Source organism: Candidatus Obscuribacterales bacterium, assembly GCA_036703605.1.
Classification (GTDB): Bacteria; Cyanobacteriota; Cyanobacteriia; order RECH01; family RECH01; genus RECH01.
The window spans coordinates 1-23999 of record DATNRH010000489.1 but is presented as its reverse complement, the minus strand read 5'-3'; the positions used below and the strand labels follow the sequence as shown (position 1 = coordinate 23999).

The 23999-nt window shown below is 55.0% G+C and carries 21 protein-coding genes; 14 read left to right on the top strand and 7 right to left on the bottom strand.

The genetic code is table 11. The features are described 5' to 3' along the window. The coding region (locus V6D20_10445; GenBank protein HEY9816200.1) for a tetratricopeptide repeat protein at window positions 1-309 on the top strand (309 nt) is incomplete at its 5' end. 22 nt (window positions 310-331) lie between these two features. Here V6D20_10445 and V6D20_10440 read toward each other — a convergent pair. Then, on the bottom strand, window positions 332-1066 hold the full coding sequence (locus V6D20_10440; GenBank protein HEY9816199.1) for a phycocyanobilin:ferredoxin oxidoreductase: 735 nt from the start codon (window positions 1064-1066) through the stop codon (window positions 332-334). 248 nt (window positions 1067-1314) lie between these two features. Between V6D20_10440 and V6D20_10435 the strand changes: the two genes are divergently transcribed. Together V6D20_10435 and V6D20_10430 are read left to right on the top strand one after the other, a co-directional pair. Continuing rightward, window positions 1315-2127, top strand: a complete 813-nt coding sequence (locus V6D20_10435; protein ID HEY9816198.1) for a serine/threonine-protein kinase — start codon at window positions 1315-1317, stop codon at window positions 2125-2127. A gap of 129 nt (window positions 2128-2256) precedes the next feature. Next, a complete protein-coding gene (locus V6D20_10430) occupies window positions 2257-2439 on the top strand; it encodes a twin-arginine translocase TatA/TatE family subunit (protein ID HEY9816197.1) in 183 nt (60 codons plus the stop codon). Window positions 2440-2486: 47 nt separating this feature from the next. On the opposite strand, the gene V6D20_10425 is transcribed toward V6D20_10430, so the two are convergent. Further along, on the bottom strand, window positions 2487-2777 hold the full coding sequence (locus tag V6D20_10425; GenBank protein ID HEY9816196.1) for a DUF3593 domain-containing protein: 291 nt from the start codon (window positions 2775-2777) through the stop codon (window positions 2487-2489). A gap of 118 nt (window positions 2778-2895) precedes the next feature. Between V6D20_10425 and V6D20_10420 the strand changes: the two genes are divergently transcribed. After that, on the top strand, window positions 2896-5004 hold the full coding sequence (locus tag V6D20_10420; GenBank protein HEY9816195.1) for a DNA methyltransferase: 2109 nt from the start codon (window positions 2896-2898) through the stop codon (window positions 5002-5004). Between the two features lie 12 nt (window positions 5005-5016). Here the strand turns inward: V6D20_10420 and V6D20_10415 are convergent, their stop codons facing one another. Then, the gene (locus V6D20_10415; protein HEY9816194.1) at window positions 5017-7719 is read right to left on the bottom strand and encodes a hypothetical protein; all 2703 of its coding nucleotides are present in this window, start codon (window positions 7717-7719) and stop codon (window positions 5017-5019) included. An 82-nt stretch (window positions 7720-7801) separates the two neighbouring features. Between V6D20_10415 and V6D20_10410 the strand changes: the two genes are divergently transcribed. From V6D20_10410 to V6D20_10400, 3 genes are all read left to right on the top strand, one after another. Then, entirely contained in the window at window positions 7802-7987 is a 186-nt protein-coding gene (locus V6D20_10410; GenBank protein ID HEY9816193.1) for a hypothetical protein, read from the top strand. A 264-nt stretch (window positions 7988-8251) separates the two neighbouring features. Then, complete coding sequence (locus V6D20_10405) at window positions 8252-9589, top strand: homoserine dehydrogenase (GenBank protein ID HEY9816192.1); 1338 nt, start codon at window positions 8252-8254, stop codon at window positions 9587-9589. A 178-nt stretch (window positions 9590-9767) separates the two neighbouring features. Then, window positions 9768-10289: a hypothetical protein gene (locus V6D20_10400; protein HEY9816191.1), complete on the top strand. Its 522-nt coding sequence runs from the start codon at window positions 9768-9770 to the stop codon at window positions 10287-10289. Between the two features lie 176 nt (window positions 10290-10465). On the opposite strand, the gene V6D20_10395 is transcribed toward V6D20_10400, so the two are convergent. Continuing rightward, window positions 10466-12769, bottom strand: coding sequence for a bifunctional (p)ppGpp synthetase/guanosine-3',5'-bis(diphosphate) 3'-pyrophosphohydrolase (locus tag V6D20_10395; protein ID HEY9816190.1), 2304 nt, complete (start codon window positions 12767-12769; stop codon window positions 10466-10468). Window positions 12770-13333: 564 nt separating this feature from the next. On the opposite strand from V6D20_10395, the gene patD reads away from it, so the two are divergent. The 3 genes from patD (at window position 13334) to V6D20_10380 (ending at window position 15813) form a co-directional block, all read left to right on the top strand. Next, on the top strand, window positions 13334-13738 hold the full coding sequence (patD, locus tag V6D20_10390) for a heterocyst frequency control protein PatD (GenBank protein HEY9816189.1): 405 nt from the start codon (window positions 13334-13336) through the stop codon (window positions 13736-13738). Window positions 13739-13819: 81 nt separating this feature from the next. Continuing rightward, window positions 13820-14374 (top strand): zf-TFIIB domain-containing protein, encoded by a 555-nt coding sequence (locus V6D20_10385; protein HEY9816188.1) that lies wholly within the window; start codon window positions 13820-13822, stop codon window positions 14372-14374. Further along, window positions 14374-15813, top strand: a complete 1440-nt coding sequence (locus V6D20_10380; GenBank protein HEY9816187.1) for a GH1 family beta-glucosidase — start codon at window positions 14374-14376, stop codon at window positions 15811-15813. The genes V6D20_10385 and V6D20_10380 overlap by 1 nt, the downstream gene beginning before the upstream one ends. Window positions 15814-15906: 93 nt before the next feature. Here the strand turns inward: V6D20_10380 and cax are convergent, their stop codons facing one another. Together cax and V6D20_10370 are read right to left on the bottom strand one after the other, a co-directional pair. After that, window positions 15907-17010 (bottom strand): calcium/proton exchanger, encoded by a 1104-nt coding sequence (gene cax / locus V6D20_10375; protein ID HEY9816186.1) that lies wholly within the window; start codon window positions 17008-17010, stop codon window positions 15907-15909. A gap of 190 nt (window positions 17011-17200) precedes the next feature. Continuing rightward, entirely contained in the window at window positions 17201-19099 is a 1899-nt protein-coding gene (locus V6D20_10370; protein HEY9816185.1) for an ArsA family ATPase, read from the bottom strand. 173 nt (window positions 19100-19272) lie between these two features. Between V6D20_10370 and thyX the strand changes: the two genes are divergently transcribed. After that, complete coding sequence (gene thyX, locus V6D20_10365; GenBank protein ID HEY9816184.1) at window positions 19273-19995, top strand: FAD-dependent thymidylate synthase; 723 nt, start codon at window positions 19273-19275, stop codon at window positions 19993-19995. Window positions 19996-20083: 88 nt separating this feature from the next. Here thyX and V6D20_10360 read toward each other — a convergent pair whose 3' ends face one another. Continuing rightward, on the bottom strand, window positions 20084-20989 hold the full coding sequence (locus V6D20_10360) for an SIMPL domain-containing protein (protein HEY9816183.1): 906 nt from the start codon (window positions 20987-20989) through the stop codon (window positions 20084-20086). A gap of 522 nt (window positions 20990-21511) precedes the next feature. On the opposite strand from V6D20_10360, the gene V6D20_10355 reads away from it, so the two are divergent. From V6D20_10355 to V6D20_10345, 3 genes are all read left to right on the top strand, one after another. After that, window positions 21512-23035 (top strand): iron uptake porin, encoded by a 1524-nt coding sequence (locus tag V6D20_10355; GenBank protein HEY9816182.1) that lies wholly within the window; start codon window positions 21512-21514, stop codon window positions 23033-23035. Between the two features lie 95 nt (window positions 23036-23130). Next, window positions 23131-23526, top strand: coding sequence for a RidA family protein (locus tag V6D20_10350; GenBank protein HEY9816181.1), 396 nt, complete (start codon window positions 23131-23133; stop codon window positions 23524-23526). Between the two features lie 35 nt (window positions 23527-23561). Then, window positions 23562-23999 (top strand): FAD-dependent oxidoreductase (locus V6D20_10345; protein HEY9816180.1); only part of this gene is annotated, 438 nt, incomplete at its 3' end.

Below are 23999 nucleotides of genomic sequence, written 5' to 3'. Positions count from 1 at the left end.
AAAGCCCTGAAATGTAAGGACTTGAAGGGCGCGGAGAATATTGCAGTGGTCTACAATGCCTTGGGTTTCTCCTACGCGGCCCAAGAGCAGTATGACCTAGCCATTCGCCAATATAAAGAAGCTCTTGAGCAAACCCCAGATTATGTGACTGCGCTGAATAATCTGGCTTATGCCTACGAAAAGAAGCAACTCATTGCCCAGGCCCTAGAGACCTACGCTGAAGCGCTCAAGTATGACCCGACGAATTCGATCGCCAAACGGCGGGCTGAGTCGTTGAGTAAGCGCGTCACACCGTCCTCAGCCTCCTAGGGCGATCGCCCTTGATTGCCCTTTACTGGGTCGGTAAGTCAAACAACACGGTTGTCATATATCGCTCTGCCCAAACGTCGCCGAAGGCTTTTTCTAGCACTCGGCGCGTTTTGTCGTTTTGCTGCTGTTGGCTACAGTAAAGCTGCTGCCCAGCCAGAAGGTCGGCCTGGTGGTCGGGCGTGGATGGGGTGGCGATCGCCAACTGGCAGTGAAGTTCTAGGATCGCCCGCACGTGGGCCAAAAAGGCTTCTTCTTCCGCTGCATCGCCAGGACGAACAAAGAGGCAAAACTCTGAAAAGATATGCCCCCAGGGTGGTAGATCCCGAGGTTGGCTGAAGCTAGGGGCAGTGTAGGTTTGCAGCGCTGTTTGGTAGTTAGCGGGCAGCGATCGCCGCAGAGCATCCGGATCGGCGGGCGGCGCAATGGGAGATAGGTCTACGATGGCAGCGCTCACCTGCCCGCGTCCACCGACAATATCGGTGCCAAACATCGGTAGATTGTAGTCTGGGCGCGGAAACATCACACAGTGCAAAATATCCAGGGATTGACCCACCTTGGCCAATTCTAGGTGCAGCTTGCGAAACTCCCGAGTTTGATAGCACTGGTTTTCAATGATGAGTTTTTCCCCCTCCAAGCGTCCTTCCACATATCCCAAGTCTTCTGGGAGCTGATAGGGAGACAGATCGAGATAGGTCTGCCAGACGTCTTCAATGCAGTGGGCTAGACGCTGAATCAGAGGGTGTTGCTCTTGTCGCATGGACGTTGAAGAATTGGATGCCATAACACTTGAATCAAAAACTGCGAGCGTCACCCATGGGCAGTCAACGGCAGAACCTTAGACCTCACCCATGATACGCACCAAATAGAGATATAACTGTAATTGGTACAGGGTGGCGCAGACTGCAAAATCAAGTAATGTTAACGTTCAGGGTTTTCAAGGCATCACCAACTGGCACATCCTTGCGGTCAAGGATAACCTGGAAAATCACCAACCTCAAAAGACTTATGGCAGGGCAGATACTAGGCGATCGCTATGAGGTGCAACAGCAACTGGGCAAGAAGTCAGGGCGCTGGACGCTGCTGGCCCGCGATCTCACCAATGAGTCGCTGGTTATCTTGAAGCTGGTGTTTGTAGACGACGAACTCAAGCCAGATGACCTCAAGTTGTTCAAACGAGAGGCAGAAGCGCTCAAGTCCTTGAAGCATCCTTCTACTCCAGAGTACCTAGGTAGCTTTGAGATGGATTTGCCCATGAATGGCAAGGCGATGGCGCTGGTGCAGTCTTACATTCAGGGCAAGTCCCTGGATAGTTACCTCAAAGAAGGACGCAACTTTACAGAGCGGGAGTCGAAGCGCATTGCCCGGGAAGTGCTGAAAATTTTGGAGTATCTCCACAGTCGCCAGCCGCCGATTATTCACCGCGATATTAAACCCAGCAACGTCTTGCTGGTTACCCAGCCCGGGCGATCGAAAATCCAGGTCTTTTTGGTGGATTTTGGCTCCGTCAAGTCCCTATCTGCCAGCGAAAATACCTCCCTCACCCTAGTGGGCACCCGCGGCTATATGCCACCGGAGCAGGTGGGAGGCCGCACGGTACGAGCGTCGGATCTCTACGGGCTAGGCGTCACACTAGTCACCTGCTTGACCGGCATCGAGCCATCAGACATTCCTAGCCGGGGCATGCGCTTGGAGTTTGAGACGATTACTAACCTGTCTCCCGACTTTACAGCCTGGCTGAAGCAAATGGTACACCCGGCCCTCGATCGCCGCTTTGCCACCTCCGAAGATGCCATGGCAGCCCTGCGCCCCTTGATGTAGCTGATCGACGGGTAGAGCGATCGCTGCTGTCCTACCTGAAAACCAGCCTCCTGTATAATGTTGACCAGGATGCCTCTAGGGCATCGGATCCATCGTGGATGCTGAGTACTCGGGCATTAGGAGAAAGCTATGTTTCCATTTAGTCTCGGTTGGCCTGAGGTCGTCATTATTGGAGTAGTGGCGCTAGTGATTTTTGGCCCTAAGAAAATTCCCGAATTGGGAGGGGCGATCGGCAGAACCCTACGGGGCTTTAAGGAGGAAATGGGAGGCAATGGGGAGCCCGAGGATGACGACTCGGATACCAACATCTAGGTCTGTCGATCTAGCGATCTAGGGCAATCGAGGAGAGGCTAGGGCGTTCAGCTCTCGTTTTGGCGTTGACGAATGGCTTGCTGAAACCCTAGCACCACCAAAATATTCGAGAGCGTTAGGAAAAATTCCGCTCCGCCATGGAGCCAATCAACATTGGCTAGGGTTTCTCCATAGGCAACTTGTGCATAGATGCCAGCGGGAATGGTGACGGCGACAAAGACCAGGGTCATATAAAAGCCAATCAGCGCTAGCCGTGGCGTTTGCCCCGATCGCGTCAAAAACCATAAAAAGCCTAGGTAGGGAAAGAGCGATAGCCCAAACAGAGTTTCCTTAGACATCGGGTGTTCTCACAACAGGTCAGGGACACAGCAATTGCCGCCCCGTCTCTGATCATGCCACGAATAGTGAACCCGAGTCGTCAATCCAATAGCCTCACGATGCAGGATGGGATGGTTGGTGCCACAGCTTTTGCGGCGCTGTCAACATTGGCAAGGGGCGATCGCCCGTGATCTGGCCAGACAGCAGGATGGAGGAGACGAATGGCAAGGGGGCCAACGTTGGCTGCTGAAGTGGCTGATGGTGCGTCAGTATGAGCAAGCCTGCGGTTGGGTGCTCAGCGCATCCTGGGGCCAGTTGCAGGATTGTCTTGCAGCGATCGCCCAAGCTGATCCGGGGCTGATTCCGGCGGATTGGCTCACGGACGATCTTCGCCCCAGCGATCGCCTTTGGCACCGTCTCACCGCTGATCTAGCTCACCAACCCCTAGAGCCTAGTCTCCTAGCCGCCATCTATGAGGGTTCACCCAGGGGCCAGGGCACCACGCCTGCAGGAGCGATCGCCCGCAAAACCGATCGCAAAATCGCCCGTAAAACCGACGGTGTGTATTACACCCCAGCGCCGCTGGTGCAGATGATGGTGCAGCAAACGGTACAGGCCCGATTGCGTCAGCCAGGGGCAGGTGTGATCCGGATCTTGGATCCTGCCTGTGGTTGTGGGGGCTTTTTGTTGGCCAGTCTGCAGGTGCTCCAGGCTTGGTATCAACAGCAGTATCAGCAGCAATCTCCCCACCATCCTGCCCTATGGACAGATGACCATGGCCAGACCCATCTCACCCTAGAAGCGCGATCGCACTTGGTGCAGACCCATCTCCATGGCTTAGAACTAGAAGAGCAAGCGGCAGCGATCGCTCGCCTCTCCCTAGGGCTAGCCCTCCTCCAGTCCCCCGTAACCGATCCCCAGGTTTCCTTAGGCGTGATTTTGCAGCAGGCTGTACAGGTGGGCAACACGCTCCTGCAGATGGACTGGCAGCCGCTCTTCCCTGCTGCTATGGAGCAGGGAGGTTTCGAGATTGTTTTAGGCAATCCGCCCTACCTCGATGCCGAACAGATGACGACCGCATCTCCCGCCTGGCGGTCGTTTTGCACGGCTCACTATCAAACAGCGCGGGGCAACTGGGATAGTTTTTGTGTGTTCATTGAACAAGCGCTCAACCTTTGCCGGGTGGGGGGATGGGTGAGCTTGGTGGTGCCGAGTAAACTGCTCTCCGCTGATTATGCTGCTGCTACCCGATCGCTGCTGCTGCGCCATCGCCTTTGCTGGATGCGCGATTACACCCATGCCAACACCTTTCCTGCCGCATCGGTCTATCCCATTGTGTTTTGTGTGGAAAAATGTGCCCAGGCGATCGCCTTCCATCCCCCCGTGCCCTACCAGGTGATGCAATCGCTCGACGATGTAACCGCTGCAAACGCTCCAGCGGCTGAACTGCAGGTGGGCGATCGCCCCACTGATCCAAACCCTGGCCCTTGGCGGGTGGTGCAGGTGACGACCCCGCCGCGCCTGCTTACCCACTTTGAACACCAGACCCTACCCCTGGGAGCGATCGCCTCGGTGCATGGCGCGGCCACCGTGGCGGAAGCCTATGCTCTCCAGTCGTTCATCCAAGATCTAGCCGAGGGCGAAGAGCTACCGCTCCAATCGCTGCGCATGGTCAACAGCGGCACTCTAGACCGCTATCGGCTGCTGTGGGGTGACAAAAAGCTGCGCTACTTGGGATCTTACTACCAGCGGCCCTACCTTAGCCCTGAACACCTGCAGCAGCTATCGCCTAAACGCTGCCACCAAGCCCATCAGCTGAAAGTAATTGTGGCAGGGCTCACCCGTCGTTTGGAAGGCGTGCTGGATGAACAAGGTAACATCTTACCTGCTAAATCCACCTCGATTATTTTGGCAGATAGCTCGGTTGATCTACGTTATTATCTGGGCATTATCAACAGTCGAGTTATGGATTGCTATGTGCAAATGCAGTTTGCTAGCCATGGTCTACGGGATGGTTATCTATGTCTAGGGCCACCCCAACTGCGCCAACTGCCGATAGTACCCCGGTGCGATCGCGCTCAATCCTTACTTACCTGGGTGGATCACATGCTCACCCTCACAGCTCACCCCAACCCTTCACCCCATGACTATCGGCGGCTGGATGATGGTATCGATCGGGCCGTTTGTGCGCTCTATGGCCTAGATGCAGCGGAAACCGAATGGGTGTTGTCGAGGGGCGATCGCTGACCCGGCCACCGGCTACACATCCAGCTCATCCAAGGCCAAATCGGGTAAATTAGGCGGCATCACCCAACGGGTCACTGATACCTTGCGGCTCTCGCGCTGGGTCAGCATTTCCACCGCGATCGCTTCAAACCGCACCTCCATACAGCCGAGGGGAACAGCGATCGCCAAACTGCCTTCGAGCTGCCCCTGGCTATTGGGTAAAAAGTTAGACACCCAGTGGGGGCCATCCACCAACACCCGCTGCTGACAGTCGTGCAGCCAAACTTTGACGTAGATTTTTGACGGTAGATTGGGCAGACTGAGGCGCAGCCGCGTGGGAGTGCCGGCGGTCAGGTCATCACCGGGAATTTCCAGCACGGGGGTGGGAATGACCTGATCCTCCGGCAGGCAAAGCTCTGGCGGAGGCGTCAAAGCGGGTGACGTTGGGGGTGCAGGATCGTCGCTGCTGTCATCCATGACAATTTCTTCATCGGCCAAACCATGATCCCAACTGTTGGGAGCCGCCTGCCATTCGGAGGTGACGCTGTAGAAGTTATCCTCTAAGTCATCCTTGGGCTCAGCCTCAGGATCCACCGGGGTGCGTCTGGGAGGAGAAACCGCGCCTAGCCACTCTGCTAGTTCTGCATCTTGGGCCAAGGACAACAGGCGTGACTGGAAGCGATCGCTTAAGTTGAGAGACTGAAACGCCGAGTCTTCAGGTGATAGGTCAACCACCATAGGCTCCGGCTCCGGCTCTGGGGTCGGAGCTGGCAACGGCATAATCGGCAAAGAGACGGACAGGTTCGGCTCTTGAGGTCGATCAAGCTCAGGATGCCTTGCCTCATCCACCAGCGGCTCCGGCTCCAGATCTGGAGGTGTCGAATCTGCATCAATCCCTGGGGTTTCGGCAGCCGGGTCTGGGATGTCCTCCGAAGACGCATCGTCCTCAAGCTGCTCGTCATCACCTAGATCCGGGGTGGGGAGTGCCGTCTCATCGGGGGGGCGATCGTTAGAGGGTTGATGCTCAGAGAGGCGATCGCCCTCAGCCAGCCCCTGATCCTCTAGGTCGTTTTCTAGGTTGTCCTCCAGCAGTTCTGTCTCAGCCTCCCCATGATCTGGGGATTCATCGGCGAGTAGCGGTTTGAAGGATGGCAGGTCGATGGGTTTAGCAGGACGGGGTTCATCCTCATCCGTGTCGGGCGATCGCTGACTGCGCAACGGTGGCGCTATGCTCGGCAGCCCGGAGCTTTGGAAGGTCAATCCGGTAGACTGGGGCGGGCTGCTGAGGAAGTTGAGAAAGGTCAAGTCTGGTGCAATCACCTGCTGTCCCTGGAGGTCTAGAGGTGGCTGGAACAGCTCCGAGTCTGGCGTTTCGTTGGCGATCGCATTCAGTAAATTGTCCAGATCCACCGTCACGGTAAACGCTTGGGTGGCGATCGCCTGGGTGGGCATGTCCGCAGCCACCACGTCCAGTTCCCCAAGCAAGAGATAGCTGAGGGACTCGGGGTCAACCTGAAAGTTGCAGCGGAAGGCCAGGGGCAGATGATCGCGGGTCAGCGGTTGAGCTAGGGAATAGAGCTGCTCAGGCAGCGATCGCCCCGATTGGGGATCGGTCAACCGCAGGCGCAATTGGTAGGACGTCGTCGCAAGGCCGCTGTCTGGGCGATCGCTCTCGACAACTGCAGGCGCATCGCTCTGGAGACCCAGCTCTCCACCTAGGGTCAATCGCCCCTCTTTGGAGAGCAGGTAGACTTCTTCGGTTAGGCGTAGGGTGAGGGGGAGCGGCGGTGCAGATGGTGAAGGCGCTGCCTCGCCGGGATCTTCCGCACTGGAGTTTAGGGGAACGGCTTCTGGCGTAGGGGTGGGCGGATTGTTGGCATCAGGTGGATCGAGGTTTGGAGGGGCGATCGCCTCTGCCCTAGGAGCTGCCGCAGGTTTTGCATCGTGGGGATCCAAGGAGGTTTGGAACTGTTGAAAGACCGCATCAATCACATCATCGACGGCTTGCACATACTGCCCAAATTCGGAGGTATCGGGGCTTGGTTCGGCAGCCGGATCGGAGTCGATATCTGGACTGAGAGCCGCTGCTGAACTACCGTCATCGAATGGGGCAGCCGCATCTGGCTCTGCCTCATCGTCTGCTTCATCGGTCGTCAGCAACTCCGGCTCAACCTGAGATGATGTGGGCTCTAGCTCTGGTTGCACGGAGGTTTCTGTCTGCACCAAGGTGTCGGGGGCGGGATCCACGGCCAGCGGCTCATCTGTCTGCGTCCAAGTATCGTCGTCCCCAGGCGTCTGCATCGTTTGGGTGTCTGCCTGCACCGAGGTGTCGTCCTCGTCCACGGCTGGCGACCAATCTGTGCCCCAGTCATCGCCCACCTGGGCTTCATGGGGCAACACATGCAGGAGCACCCGCTGTTGCCACCCCTCTCCCATCAGATCAGCCATCACATCGCTGATGCAGCGGATTTCCCAGGTGCCGGGCTGCAGCCGGGTGAAGGGAATCACCATCATCAATCCATCCCGGTTGGTTTGGGCAGAACGGGCCTGGGTGCGGCGTTTGGGTGGCTCTTCGTAGACGGCGTCGTGGGTGATGCGAACTTCTACGGAACGGTTGGCATAGGTGCTGCGGGCCACCACTCGGTAGCGACCCTCTAGGATTTCAACGTCGGGCGTATCCAGCGGCAACCAAGAGCGATCGCCCTCTTGTTGAATCAAAAACTCCCAATGTGCCATCTCGAACCCCGTATGAGAAAGGTTTCTTCTATCTAGTATCTAGAGCGCAAGCTCGACCCAAGGGGAGCTTGATGCCCAATCCATGCGTCACGTCGGTAGCAATATCTCTAGCCATATCTACAATATTGCCCTAGGAGGGGACGCGACTCCTAGCAGCGATCGCCTGTCATCGGCGACAGGCAGAGGCTCTCGGGCAAGATCAGCTCCGTTCCTCGATCGCGATCGCCCCTACAATTGCTTCCACAATTGCCTTTACAATGGCTCCTAGAATTGAACATAGTTTACTCGGTGCTGCACTTCGGATCCATGGGGCTCTACGGAGAAATCGGACGAGATCGAACTGAAACGCCGGTTGATCATCGATCATAGAATCAGGTAGGACTGACGCACCAACCGCAACAGCTTGGAGGCAGCGATCGGATAGGATCACTCTTGGAGCAAGGAGTGCGTCGGTTCACGTCTAGCATAACGGCTTGTAGACAGAGTAGCTGTCCAATCAAGGATGTCCAATCACTGTTACTAGGATGAAACTGTGGGATTTAAGGTAGGTTTATTAGGGCTGGGAACGGTAGGAACCGGAACCGTAGATATTATGCTGCATCCAGAGCAGCGCCATCCCTTGGTGGGGCAGTTAGAGCTGCATCAAGTGGGGGTGCGATCGCTGGATAAACCTCGTCAGGTTGCAGTTCCCACCGATATCCTCACGACAGACCTAGAGGCGATTGTGACTAGTCCTGAGGTGGATATTGTGGTGGAGCTAATCGGCGGGCTAGAACCGGCGCGATCGCTAATCCTCAAAGCGATCGCCCATGGGAAGCATGTGGTCACGGCCAACAAAGCGGTGATTGCTCGCTATGGCGATGAAATTTTTACCGCTGCGGAAAAGGCTGGGGTGTATGTGCTACTGGAGGCGGCGGTGGGGGGCGGCATTCCGGTGATTGAACCCCTGAAACAATCCCTGAGCGCTAACCGCATTCAGAGCATCCTGGGCATTATCAACGGCACCACCAACTACATCCTCACCCGCATGACCCAGGAGGGTGGTGACTTTGCTGAAATCCTCGCCGATGCCCAACAGCTTGGCTATGCCGAAGCTGACCCCACCGCTGACGTGGATGGTCTTGATGCGGCGGATAAAATTGCCATTTTGGCCTCCCTCGCCTTTGGCGGACGCGTAAAGCGATCGGAGGTGTATTGCGAAGGTATCCGTCGGGTGAGTGCTGCCGACATTGCCTACGCCGAAAAACTGGGCTTTGCCATCAAGCTCCTCGCGATCGCCAAACGGGATGATGATGCCCCAGCCCTGTTGGATAAGTTCCAGCAAGCCGATCATCTGCAAATTCGCGTCCATCCTACCCTGGTGCCCAAGAGCCATCCCCTGGCCAGCGTCAATCAGGTTTATAACGCCATTTTGATTGAAGGCGATCCGGTGGGAGAGGTGATGTTCTTTGGCCCAGGAGCAGGGGCAGGGCCGACTGCCAGTGCGGTGGTATCCGACATTTTGAACATTGCCGCCATCCTCACGGTGGATCGAGCTGGGCCGAGCAGCGATCGCAAACCCCTTGACCCACTCCTGGCCTGTGCCCATCAGCACTACTGCACCCTGGCCCCCATGGATGACCTCGTCACCCGCTTCTATGCTCGCCTGATCACCCATGATTACCCCGGCGTGATCGGTCAACTTGGCACCTGTTTTGGTCAGCATCAGGTCAGTCTAGAGTCTGTGGTGCAAACCGATGTGAAGGGCGATCGCGCTGAAATTGTGGTGGTTACCCATGATGTGCGAGAAGGCAATATGAATCAGGCGCTGGAGGAGATCCGTGGGTTTGATGCGGTGGAAGACGTGGCCAGCGTTCTGCGGGTGCTGTAGCGCTTGTAACCCAGTCTTCTCAGGGAATATACTAATCTTGAGACATCCTCTCCACCTTCAGCCGCAGTAGCCCATGGTCTGCTAGGGCGATTCCCAATCTCAACCATTCATCCTGATCACGATCCATTTCCGCTGAAAGGGGATAGAATTTCCCATGCCACGCAGTCTTGCACAAGCTATGAACAAGAAACTTGCTCTCGCACTTATGTCGGTGCCTACGGTGATGGGTGGAGCGTTGGCTCCAGCGATGACCCGCCCAGCCCATGCCAATGACATCATTGCTCCCCAAACTGGGATCGTCTGTGCTCAAACGTCGCGCTTTGATGCCAGTCAACTTGTCTGTCGCCGCGTGCAAACGTCTGCCCAGGCTGGTGCTCAATCTGTGGCAGTCGCCTCCAGTCAGCGCACAGAAACCCTCACCAGCGCAGCATCCGGTGCCCCAGAACAACCTGACCTAGACTTTAGCTACGCCGAAAGTCATGCAGCGATCGCCCTCTTTGGATGCGACTGTCCTGCTTGCCTCAACTCGTTGCGTACTCTGCGGAACATGCTGCCCGTAGTTGATGATGGCCGGGACCCCTGCTGGGTAGTCACCAATCAAGGCTATCGCAGCGACCCGGATCAGGTGCTGCAGGCTTTGAATGAGGCGGAAGCCAACCAAACAGACTTTCCCCTAGACGACTTCACAGGCTACGACTAGTACCGTAAGACAGAAGAACGAAGACAGAAAAACGAAAAGGAAGTCTAGGAAAAACAAGGTCTCCCGCCTTAGCACATAGACGGGCTACTTTCGCCTGATAGTGACTAGACTCTGCGCCTAGACCTAGTCCAGTCCTGCGGGGCTGGACTAGGTCTAGATGACTCATGAGCTGGTAACTAGCCTTCCACCTGTCCTGTGCGGTGGAGGTTGAGGATGTCGCTCATCTTGCGAATTTGGGTGAGGGTACGATCGAGCTGGTCGCGATCGCAGATGTCTAGCCCAAGGTCAATGATGGCGGTTTGTCCAGGGAAGGTTTTCACCTGAGCGCTACGTACGTTGATGTGGTAATCGCTCAAGCGCGACAGAATATCTTTCAAAACCCCGACTCGGTCAATCACCTCAATTTGAATCTGCACCGGGTAGGTTTGGGGACGAGAGGTTTGGGTGACATGGGGATTCCAACTGACGGGAATCAAGCGATCGCCTGGCACATCCATGACGTTTTTGCAGCCTTGACGATGGATAGAAATCCCCCGACTCCCTAGGGTGACGACGCCCGTAATCGGTTCTCCCGGCAGAGGATTGCAGCAACCGGCTAGGTGATACAGCAATCCCTCCACGCCAGCAATGGGGGAATTATGGCTAGGTGGTGTCGTTTTCGTGGGGGCTGGGGTGGCCGCCAGCCGCATTTGTTCTGCCTCATCTGGGTTAACATCCACCGCTGTGGGTAGCGGCTGCGCTACCTTAATGGCCTCCCGCAGACGATTCACCACATGATTGAGGGTGACTTCCCCATAGCCCAGCCCTGCCAGCAGATCGTCCACAGCTTGGTAATTACAGCGCTCAGCCGTGGTTTGCATGGGCACAGACTTCAGTTGGGATTCAAATCCAGGTTTGCCCAACTCTTTTTCCAGCATGTCGCGGCCACGGGCAATGTTCTCATCCCGGTGCGATCGCTTGTACCATTGGCGAATGCGATTGCGCGCCCCCGGTGTCACCACAAAGTTGAGCCAATCTAGGCTGGGATGAGAATTCTTCTGGGTCATCACCTCCACAATGTCGCCATTGTGCAAGTGGGTATCGAGGGTGACGATGCGCCCATTTACCCGGGCTCCCGCACAGTGGTTGCCCACCTCCGTATGGATGCGATAGGCAAAGTCAATGGGGGTTGCCCCACGATTCAGCGCTACCACGTCTCCATTGGGTGTGAACACATAGACATCATCGTCGAACAAATTGTCGCGAACGCTGTCGAGATATTCCTGGGCATCTTTCAGGTCGTTCTGCCAGTCAAGCAACTGCCGCAGCCAGGTGAACTTTTCATCATCGGTGGTTAACCGCGCATTAGAATGCCCTGTCTCTTTATATTTCCAATGGGCAGCAATCCCATATTCCGCCACTTGGTGCATCGCCATGGTACGAATTTGCACCTCGATGGGCCGTCCAGAACTGCCAATGACCACCGTATGCAGCGATTGGTAGCGGTTGGGCTTAGGTAGACCAATATAGTCTTTAAAGCGTCCGGGAATGGGGCGAAAGGCGTCATGCACCACGGCCAGAGCGCGGTAACATTCATCATTGTTTTGCACGATGATGCGCACCGCAGCGATATCGTAGATTTGCTCAAATTCCTTACCCTGGCGCTGCATTTTTTGGAAGATGCCGTACAGGTGCTTGGGGCGGCCGCTGACGTCTAAACAGTGAATGCCTAGCTGATCGAGGCGATCGCGGAGGAGAGAGGCCACCTGCTGCAGGCGATCTTCCCGATCTGTTCGCTTATCTGCTACCAGTTGCTGGATTTCACGGTAGCTGTCAGGCTCCAAATACTTGAACGCAAGATCTTCCAGTTCCCACTTAAAACGCCCGATCCCTAAGCGGTTGGCCAAGGGCGCAAAAATCTCCCGAGTTTCCCGAGCAATGCGACGGCGTTTATCATCAGGTAGATGCTCCAGCGTTCGCATATTATGTAAGCGATCGGCTAGCTTCACGACAATGACCCGAATATCCTGGGCCATCGCCAAAAACATCCGCCGGAAGTTTTCAGCCTGACGCTCAGTTTTACTAGAAAAGTTAAATTTAGAAAGCTTGGTTACACCATCGACTAACTGACGCACCTCTGCCCCAAAGCGCGCCTCAATTTCCTCCGAAGGCACGTCTGTGTCTTCTACAATGTCGTGCAGGAAGCCCGCCGCAATCATATCGGCACTACCACCCAAGTCTCGCAGGAGTTCTGCTACTGCAACAGGATGGGCAATGTAGGGCTCTCCCGACGCCCGCCGCTGATCGCGGTGCAGACAATAGGCAAATTCAAAGGCCTGACACACCAGCGCATCGCCTTGGAGTGCTGGCGGAGAATCGCTGGGGCTGGAAGCATCATCTTGGGGCTCGTCATCACAGTCTTGGTGAGACAGGATGCACTCACGCAGCCAAGTTGGCAAGGTTAGATCAACGGGAAGAGTTGGGAGAGCGGTCACATTCATACTGTTAAGCCCAATGCGCCTAGGGTGGACTGAAGAGAGTAAAACTCAGGTGGCTTGGCAGTGTAAACTTAGCAATGACAAGGTAGGGCTATGCCCTTACGCTAGTTCTGACCATGCACGACATCTGAATCCAAGCATAGTACCAGTACTGTATTCGCCAATACTACTGGTATTTGTGTATCGAAATACACAAATATCGCACCCCTGCCTTTCGTTACCATAGAAAAGGCAAAAGATGCGGCATAAGAGCCGTCAGCACTAAGTGATTGAGACTTGGGGAAAAGCTTAATAAACTCTATCTACGGGTGGCTCTTGCCCCAACCCGAATCATTCGCCAAGCTTGCCAATGATTGTTACATATCCTTGTATTGTCAGATTGACGCGCCAAAGATGCAAGAGAATGGGCGATCGCCCCTCGCTGGTTATAGCTTGAGGGTACGCAGACTATAGATAACTAGCCTTCGATCACACACCCAGATGGTGAGCCTCGGTCTTTATCACATTCTGACACACCCAAAATAAACCACACAAATTTCTTTATGTTTTGATCAGAACGTGAGGTCGATGGTTCCGATGCTCTCTCTACCCTACCAGTCCCGCTATCAAACCCTCAAAGAGCAGTTGCAGGTTGTGGAGCGTTTGGCGATCGCTTCTCAGCCCGACGTCGCTCAGGTGCAGTCCGCCTTCCTGCAGGCGCAGCAGTGGTTTCAGCAAGCCATTTTGGATGATACAGAGGCCGCGATCCCCGAGGCGATCGCAGGGGAGGTGCAGGCCTATGGGGTGGAGCTGAATAAGCAGATACGGTTGCTGGGTATCGATGTGATGTTTTTGCAATCCTCGCGCCAGACCCAAACCCGGATGCAGCGCCAGGCTCAGATGCGCGATCGCCTGCAGTTGCTACAAACCTATTGCGATCGTGTCCTGTCCCTCAGATCTGATCCCGCTGCCGCAGATGGTTCCGACGCATAGTCAGAGTCAAAGCTTGGTGCTTTAATCGGAAAGGGGATCGGCAAGAATTGCCCGTGGACTAGACCAGGAAGGAGAAAGGTTGTGCAGTGTCCAAAAGATAAGAACGTTGAACTCACCAGCAGTTTACTGGCGGACGCCATGCAGGTGCAGTGCTGCCCAGATTGTAAAGGCACCTGGATTCCTCCAGAGCAATATATTGAGTGGAAACAGCAGCAGCCCGCCGTGGAGTCTACGCTACCGAAACCCACGCTGGATGTAGATTATGCCACGTCGCCCTTGGATGCTCGGGCGGCCCTCTGTCCTGACTGTCGTCATTACCTGGCCCGGGCCAAGGTGAACTTAAAGCAGCCTTTTTACGTGGAGCGCTGTCCCAACTGTGGTGGCATCTGGTGCGACCATGGCGAATGGGAGGTGCTGCAAGAACTGGGGCTACACACGTCGATTGAACGGCTCTTCTCTAGTGAGTGGCAGGCGCGGGTGAAAGAACAAAACTATGCCGAACGGGAGCGCCAGGCTACGCGGGATAAGCTGGGCACGGAGCTGGCGGAGAAAATTTTTGAATTGGCCGGACTCCTGGAAAATCATCCCAACGGGGATTTTGGTGTGGCCTATTTAATGCGACGGTTTGATCGGTAATGCCGCCGGGGATGCATGTCGCTCCCCAAGGGCGATCGCAGGCAGCAGTAGTCGGGAGCAGTCCTATGGTCAGCTATCAATTTCCATCTGGGTTTCAGTGGGGGGCAGCCACGGCGGCCTACCAAATTGAAGGGGCGATCGCTGCCGATGGACGGCGTCCTAGCGTGTGGGATACGTTCAGCGAAACGCCGGGACGGGTGCTAAATGGCGATACAGGAGCGATCGCCTGTGATCACTACCACTCCTACCAAGATGATGTAAAACGCATGGTGGATCTAGGCATCCGCCACTATCGCTTTAGTATCGCCTGGCCGCGCATTATCCCTGAAGGTCGAGGAACGGTGAATGAAGCCGGGATCGATTTCTATCGCCGCCTCGTAGACTATCTGCGGGATCACGGGATCACCCCCCATGCCACCCTGTTTCACTGGGATAGCCCACAAGCGCTAGAGGATGCCTATGGATCGTGGCGCGATCGCCAAATGGCCTACGATTTTGCTGACTATGTGACGGCCGTGGTGCAACGGTTGGGCGATCGCATCACCCACTGGATGACCCTGAATGAAATTGCCTGCTTTACCCATCTAGGCTACGGCGTGAACCAAGTGCCGCCCCACGCCCCAGGCACCGTGGTGTCCCAGCCCAAGGGCGTTTGGCAAACCTCCCACCATGCGCTGCTGGCCCATGGTCTTGGCTGCCAGGCCATCCGTGCCGCTTCTCCCCAACCCTGCTCCATCGCCTTGGTGGATAACTTCTTCGTGCCCGTACCGATTAGCGAAACCCCGGAGCATATCGCTGCCTGTCAGCAAGCGTTTTCCCGGCTCCATAGCAACGGCGGCATTATCCAGCCAGCCCTGACCGGTCAGTATAGCCCGGCTTTGCTAGAGCAGCTTGGGGATCAAGCTCCCGATATCCAAGATGGCGATTTGGCAATCATCCATCAACCCATTGATGCCCTGGGGATCAATATCTATTCCGGGGTCTATGTGCGAGCGGCGGATTCTGATCAAGGATATGACGTGCTAGACTTTCCTCCCGGTTACCCACGCCTGCATATGCCTTGGCTACAGGTGATCCCCGATGCCCTGTATTGGAGTATTCGCCACATCAGCGACACCCTCGATCGCCCCGATCTGCAGCTTTTCATTAGCGAGAATGGCTGTGCGGCTCAGGATCAGGTGACGGATCAGGGTGAGGTCATCGACAGCGATCGCATTCTGTACCTACGAGAACACCTACGAGCCGCCCATCGCGCCGTGCAGGAGGGCTATCCCCTCACTGGCTATTTTGTTTGGAGTTTGCTGGATAATTTTGAATGGGCCTGGGGCTACGATCGCCGCTTTGGCATCATTTATGTGGACTATGCCAGCCAGACCCGCATTCCCAAGGCTAGCTATCACTGGTATGCCGACTGCATAAGCCAAAACCGAGTCGTTTAGCTGTTGATGAGGTCGTCAAGCAGGTGGTTGATGGTACGGGTGTTGGAGTCCACTGTTGAATCCAAGCAACCGCCTGCGTTCATTTTGGTTGAATTAGCCAATGCCTTCAACGATCGGATGGAAGAAGAATGCCAGACTCAGCACCGCGTAGGTGGCTAGCAATAAGCTGCCTTCCAACCAGTTGGATCGCCCATCGGAGCTAATGGAATTGGCGATCAGTACGGCTACGGCCACGGCAACCAGTTCAAAGGGATTGAAGTTGAGATCCATGGGTTGTCCCATCACCCAGCCTGCCAACACCAGCACTGGCGCAACAAATAGGGCAATTTGTAAGCTTGATCCCACCGCCACCGAGACCGATAAGTCCATTTTGTTTTTCATCGCCACGGTGACTGCTGTGGCGTGTTCTGCCGCATTGCCAATAATCGGGAGCAAAATCACGCCGGTAAAGAGCTGAGTCAACCCCAGTTGCTCGGTCGCTTCCTCTAAAGCCCCCACCAGTAGTTCTGATTCGAGCGCCACCAGCAGCGTGGCTCCCAGCAACACCCCCACCCACAACCAGAGATTGGGACGATGCCCGGTGGCGTCTTCTCCCTCCTCGTTCAGCTCCAGATCCACTTCTCCGGCTTCACAAAGATAGCTGTGGGTTTTCATGGAGAATAGCAGGGTGAGCAAGTATACCCCAATTAAAACCACGGCCACAGCGGCAGATAGGCGCTGCATTTGAGATTCCTCAATCCCCGTGGAGGTGAAATTGACGGCGGTGGGCAACAAAATGGCAATCACTGCCAAGTTCATCGACGAGGCGTTCAATCGCGCTAAAACCGGTTGAAATTCCTGCTCCTTGTAGCGCAAGCCTCCCAGAAACATCGATAGCCCCATGACCAGCAGCAGGTTGCCGAGAATCGACCCGGTGATGCTGGCTTTGACCACTTCAATCAGACCAGCATTCAGAGCAATCAGGGCAATAATCAGCTCCGTTGCATTGCCAAAAGTGGCATTGAGCAGTCCACCTAAGGTTGGCCCCGATACCACCGCAATTTCCTCCGTTGCTGTGCCCATCCAAGCGGCCAAGGGCAAAATAGCTAGCGCAGCCGTGGCAAATACCACCAGTGCTCCCATGTGCATGAGATGGGCAGCCACAGAAATCGGCACAAACACCAACAGTCCAATCAAGACAGTATTTTTGACTGACATTCCAGGTTCCTTTGGGTATGCAACCAGGTGGAGGCCTTGATTATGGGATCGCCCAACCACGCTGGCAAAACAAAGACCGTTGAGGCTAGCCCACGGTCTATCGGTGCCATCATCCCTGATCGCTAGCGATCGCCTCCTTATCCAAGACCCAACTTAAATCGGGAGGATTTCGGGAGAATGGAGCCTTGCTTCAGAATAATAGCCTAGCGGCCCCTTGAATTTGCTCAAGAGGGGCGATCGCCCTCGGCAGCATGGGTAGGCAAACGACGGTTTGGTTGGGGAAGGTATCTGCCACGAGGGGCTGTTCTGGACGATAGCGATTATGCACGATAAAGCGATGGTAGAGCTCTAAAGATTCCATCGACGTCGTCAGCCGCTGGGTTTCCGCCACAATGGCCGACTGAGCCTGCACTACGCTAATAAATTCCGTATGGGCTGGATCCGTGAGCTTTTTCTGCGCCGTCATCACCCGCTTTCGCAGCGTCCGCTGGCGGCCCATAAATTCCGTCCGTCCCACCACGTTTTGATATTTAATCCACAGTTTGAAAATCCAGGAGAGCCAGTCGCCCATCGCCGTTGGCATTTCCAAAAATCGCAGCAGGTGACCGGTGGGAGCCGTATCCAACACAATCAAATCCTGCTTGCCCTGCTCCAGCAGTTCCATCACGGTCATCAAGGACAGCATTTCATCAATCCCTGGCAGCGCCTGGGCTACAATTTGCCGCCAAGCTTGGGGGCCGTAGGCAATTTGCAAGCTTTCATCCTCGCCTGTATCGCCGCTCATCATCTCCGCCAGTTCCCACAGATAGTCATCCCGGAATTCATCCAAAATCTGGGTGGCATCCACTTCCTGGGCGCTGAGGTTAGCTGCTACATCTGCCGGGGTATGGGACAACTGTTGCCCAAAAGCATCCCCGAGGGAATGGGCTGGATCAATGGAAATGACCCGCACGTTGCGATCGGGATATTGGCTGGCCATCCCCCAAGCGATCGCTGCCGCCACGGTGGTTTTGCCTACGCCGCCCTTACCGCCGAGCAAAATGAGCTTGCGCTGTTCACCGATGAAATCCGGAAAACTGGGGGGCACTGGCTCGGGCCACTGCACCACTGGCGTGTTTCCCCTAGGAGCGATCGCCACCGTTTCTGCCGATACCACCTGCGCCATCACCCGATCCAGCGCTGCACCGCCCACCGGTTCCTTATCCTGCTCCGGCACCGCAAACACTTGCCCGGGTTCAAGGAGATCCAAAAACTTGTCTAGCATCTCCTGCTGTTCGGAGTAACAGGGCTGCCAGTCGGTACCTGAGCTCTGTTCCCCAGCCCTGCGCTGGAGATGATTCACAAAAATGCCGCCCACGGGAATCTGGAGCCGTCCGAGGGACTGGATGAGGCGATCGCTCTCTAGCCAGCTCATGGGTTCTGGAATGGCCACTACTAGACAAGCCGTCTGGGTTGGATCTTGCAGGAGCGATCGCCCATCTGCCAAATCCCGCTTCATGTCTTGAATAAACGTATCCGCATCATCCTCGGTGTAGCGGCCGGTGAGGGTTTGGGTGACCACCTGATGCTTTTCCTGGAATAGCTCCAGCGCGCCTAGGAAGCTATCCAAAAAGTCCATGAGTTCCAGCAAATTCAACGCATGACCGCTGGGAGCCATGTCTACCACAATGCGATCGAAGCCTTCTGACTGCAGCAACCGCTGAATTTCTAAAATCCCCATCAGCTCATCCAAGCCCGGCCAGCTTAGATCCCATACTGGCTGCAGGTCTGTGCCTTCTACAAAGCTACCCCGTTCCACCAATAGCTCCAGCACCGTCCCATAGTCCGCCTTGAAGGCCTGCAACAGTTGGTCGGCATCCAGAGCCCGCACCTGCAGATTCGGCAGATCCTCTAGGGGGCGCGGTGTATCATCCACAGGGATTTGCAATACATCGCCGAGGGAATGGGCTGGATCGGTGGAGATCAACAAGATCGATTCCTGGGGGAACCGCTGGGCCCACTGTCGGGCAAAGCCGCAGGAGAGGGTGGTCTTACCAACCCCGCCCTTGCCGCTAAACATTGCCAGTCTTAGAAAATCGTAGTGATTCATAGCCCATCCAAGCGGTGTCAATCTAATAAGACGATAACAAGCTTCCCCAATCCGGATGCTCAGATCAGGGAAGCGCTGTTAAGGATCTAGATATATTGTTAGAGTGCCCGAAATCTCGACAAAATCTTGGATAATGGTTACTTTGTTCAGCCAAGATTGACGGCGGATTGACTATGGATCGGTTTACCGTTGCCCTAATTTCCCAAACCCCCAACCCCCAACAGGTGATCTACGGGGCAATGCACCAAGATTATGCAGAAGGCTTCGTGTGGGATGAACGCGATCGCTGGCCCGGCGAAGAAAAATGTGGCGACGTGATTGTCAAACAACTGCTCCAGGGCAATCGCGGCCATTATGGACCTCTCGAACATCCTCAAATTGTTCTCAACTGCGGCTGGTTTCCCCACAGCACCATGCAGCAAATTCGTACCCATCGCGTGGGCGTATCATTTGATGTTCAGTCCTTCCGATATACTGGACAACGGATCCTCGATGTGATAGAGGGAAAGCGGGAACTGGAAGATGTGTTCTACCTTCGGCCCTTAGGCAGCTATAGCGATCGCCAAGGCAAAAAGTACGACTACACCGAAGATCAGCGGCAGCAAGATTTAGACTGGTGTCTCCAAGCCTGCCATCGCTACGCCGAACGCATCCACCAAGGCTTTGCAGAAGAACATGCCCGGGGACTCATTCCCTTTGATATTCGTCAACATTGGGTGATGTCGGCCAATGTGCGATCGCTCATGCACCTGCTGGATCTACGCTGGAAAGCCGATGCTCAGCTAGAAGCCCAAAAGCTTTGTGAACAGATCTGGCCCCATTTCCAAGTCTGGGTGCCAGCGATCGCCGCCTGGTATGAAGCCAATCGCTTGAAAAAAGCTCGGCTGTCGCCCTAGTCCCCCACAGCATTTATCCTCCTCCGATGTGGATCAAACCGGAGGAGGAATAACATTTCAAAGGACGTCAAACAGCAAGGTTGCCATATCAGTCCCGAATCGGGAAGGTCACGAAAATATCGCGCTGCAGTTGCACCTCTGCCGGCATGTTGGGATCGTAATACGTTCCTGCTCCATAACCGTAACTACCCCAGAGAGACGTAGCTTGGGCACGTTGCTCAGGATCGCAGGGTGGATAAACCAGGTTAAAGGGGGATTCTGCGACCGAGGGAACTGGCTCAATCTCCACCTCTAAAGCTGTAGCCATGGTTTGTGCTCGCGATTGGGCATCTTGGATGGCAGAGATATACACCTCCTCAAGTAGGGATGCACAGCTATCAATGCTGTAATTGACGAACACGCCCTGGTTATAAATGTCTTCCCCGGTGATGGCTGCATTGGCAGCCGTAACGATGTCCTGAACTTGGGCTTGGCTAGGGTCGCGTAACGTGACCACAATCGAGGCCGTATTCTCTGTCCCATAGAACCCACCCATGTTGCCGGTGAGATCAATTTCAATAGCCGTCGCCGGGACACCCGTCGCAATAATAGCGTTCACGGCCGGGCGGAGAGCTGCTTCAGTCAACGGTTCTGGCGTTGGCGGGGTATAAGGTTCCGAACCGTCTTCTTCCCAGCCATAGTAGTCGTAGTAGGGGTCAGTGCGGTAAAAGCTCATGCTAATTTTGACCGAGTCCGCTGGTCTTCGAGCCACACCTTGTCCAACCACCATCAAGCCTTGAGAGTTGCTGACAGGCGGGTAGAGCAACTGAGCAATCTGCTCAGACTCCAACCATGACGGGGCGATTGGCCCACTCGCCTCAGTCTCTTCCACTGCTGGTGCGGCAGCCTCAACCGGCGTGGCCGCCTGTCCAACCTGCCCTAAACCGATTCCTAACACAGTGGCGATCGCCACCGTCACACTCAATCTCAACCCATGGCTGTAAAAAGGTTTCATAGCGTTTTTCGTGAATTCTCAAGAAGTAATTAGCTGCTCGTTAGCATTCAACTCTGTATCACAACGCCAAGAAAGTCATGAGGCGTCATGAACCATGTCAACGTACGTCACCCGTAGACATTGTCATTCAATGATTCTCCACCCAATCACCTGAGATTAGGTAGAGTTGGTCACCTGCTGTAACACTTCATTCTCTAGGCAGAGGATTCCAGGATCGATGCTGCTCACCGTTCCCAGTAGCCGTGCAGTTAGGGCACCAAACCTAGGCACGCTGCGACTCGCCTCTAGGGGCACATCCTTTAATCCTGGGGAACTTGCCCCATCTCCTCCAAGTCCTATATCTTGTAAGCAGCATCCTGGTTTCAAATCTCACGGTTATCCCGTTTCGGGCGTTGACGTTGCTCCTGCCTTCCCTAGGCAGAACTACCATTTTTTTTCGTCAACTCTCAACATTTTTGAGCCACTAGTGCTATAACTACTTGTGTAGGTTCGAAATCTACTTGCAGGTGTGAGGAAAAACATATGTCTCCGAAAATTCTTTGGAAGTCCCTGCTGGTAACTCCAGCTATCTTGGGCACAGCTATCTTTGCATCGTCTTCCGCGATTGCATCAGAAGAAATCAATACCGACGTCACCAGCGTTTCTAGCCTTGAGCAAATTGCTGACTACGCCAACGAAGGTAGCGTTGACAGCATGGGTCAGGTGACCTCGATTACTCAACTCTCTGATGTGCAACCCACCGACTGGGCATACCAAGCACTCAGCTCTTTGATCGACCGCTACGGTTGTATTGCTGGTTATCCCGACGGTACCTTCCGCGGCAACCAAGCCATGACTCGTTATGAGTTTGCAGCTGGTTTGAACGCTTGTTTGGAAGGATTTGCTCGCACCGTTACCGGTGGCGACCTAACCACTCTTGAGCAACTTCTACAACAGTTTGAAGCTGAACTAGCTACCCTACGCGGCCGTGTTGATGCTCTAGAAGCTCGCACCGCTCAACTAGAAGCTAACCAGTTCTCCACCACCACCAAACTGAACGGTAATGCTATCTTCAGCACCGCCGCTGTTTTGGACAGTGACGAAGTCTTCGACGACCAAGTCACCTTCGGCTACCGGACGGAGATGAACTTCGACTCTAGCTTCACCGGTGATGACCGTCTGCGCATTCGCCTCCGCGCTCGCGATGTGCAAGACTTTGCTGCTGACCCCATTGGCTTCTCCTACGGCGGCAGCAATGGTGGTGATGTTGTCCTAGACAACCTGTTCTACGACTTCCCTCTAACCAACAGCATTGATGTTCGCATCGGTGCTAACAGCTTGGCTGTAGATGATTTCGTTGCCAGCACCATCAGCCCCTTGGATAGCTCCACCAGTGGTTCGCTGTCTAACTTTGGTTTCCCACAGCAGTACAATATTGCAGCCGTGGGTGACGCTGGTGCCGGTGTCATCGTTCAGCTCACCGATAACTTGAGCCTCGACCTAGGTTACACAGCAGGCGAAGCTGCTAGCCCCTTGGAAGGTTCTGGCTTGTTCAATGGTCCTTACAGCGCCATCGGTCAGTTGACCTTCTTGAGCGGCTCCTTTGATGCAGCTCTGACCTACATCCGCACCTACAACACCGCCGGTTTGGGTGTACCTGATTACAACGCTAACAACTTTGGTTTCCAAGGTAACTTCCGTTTGAACGACACCATTGAAATCGGTGGTGGCGTTGCCTACTCCGATGTCGATGCTATCGGCTCTGATGATGACGCTGAAGTTTGGAGCTACCAAGGAACCTTGGCCTTTAATGACCTCGGTGGTAGCGGCAACATGCTTGGTGTTCTAGCCGGTATCGTTCCTTACAGCCGCGACAACTTCGGACTCGTTGGTGGCGCACCTGCTCGTAGCGTCAACACCTCCTTCTTGGCTGAAGTATTCTACCGCCTGCAAGTGAACGATCGCATCTCGGTCACCCCATCGGTGATCTACCTCGACGATCCAGGTAACAACGATGCTTTGGATTCTTCCTTGATTGGTGCTATCCGCACTACCTTCAGCTTCTAAGAGTTGACCTCGTTAACTCAGTTGTAAGCTAATCTAATCCCCGATCCCTTCTTCTGTAGGGGCCGGGGATTCATTGTTCTTTACCGTTTTTTACTATGGAACGTCAGCACGTTTCAACCGGTACTCCCTGGGAGACCTTGGCAGGCTATTCCCGAGCAGTGCGCGTTGGCCCATTTGTCTATGTAGCTGGTACAACGGCCACCAATGAGAAGGGTGAAATTTCTAGTACGGATCCCTATGAGCAAACCTGCCATATCTTGCAGCGGATTGCTAACGCGCTTGAAGCTGTCGGTGCTTCCCTCAGCCATGTGGTACGCACCCGAATCTACATCACTAATATGGACGACTGGCAGGCCGTGGCTCGGGCCCATGGCGATGTGTTTGCTGACATTCGCCCAGCGAATACGCTCGTAGAAGTGAGTCGGCTGGCAACACCAGATATGCAAGTTGAAATTGAGGTCGATGCGGTGATCCCCGATGCATCCCTTTAGTCGCCCTTCTCGGTTCTGTTAGACGTACCCTCTTCATGACTACCTACGACTGGATCGTCATCGGTAACGGTATTACCGGTGCTGCACTCAGCTATGAACTAGCTCACGTGGGCTTTTCTGTTCTGCTGCTTGACCCAAGCGATCGCCCTCACAGCGCTACCCGTTTTAGCTATGGCGGGGTTGCTTTTTGGGCTGGCACGACGGATATGACCCAGCAATTGTGTCAAGAAGGCATCGATCGCCATCGACACCTTAGCGACGAACTGGGGGCCTCAACCGAGTTTCATGAACGAGACCTGTTGATGCCTGTTTTCCCCGACGATGATCTGCCTGCCCTCACGCACCTCTACCAGCGCTTCCAGCCCCAGCCCACCTTGGTTGATCGGCAAACAGCTTGTGAGTTTGAACCCTTGCTCAATTCAGAGGCGATCGCTGCTGCCTTTGTCGTCAAGCATGGCCATGTTCATCCTGAA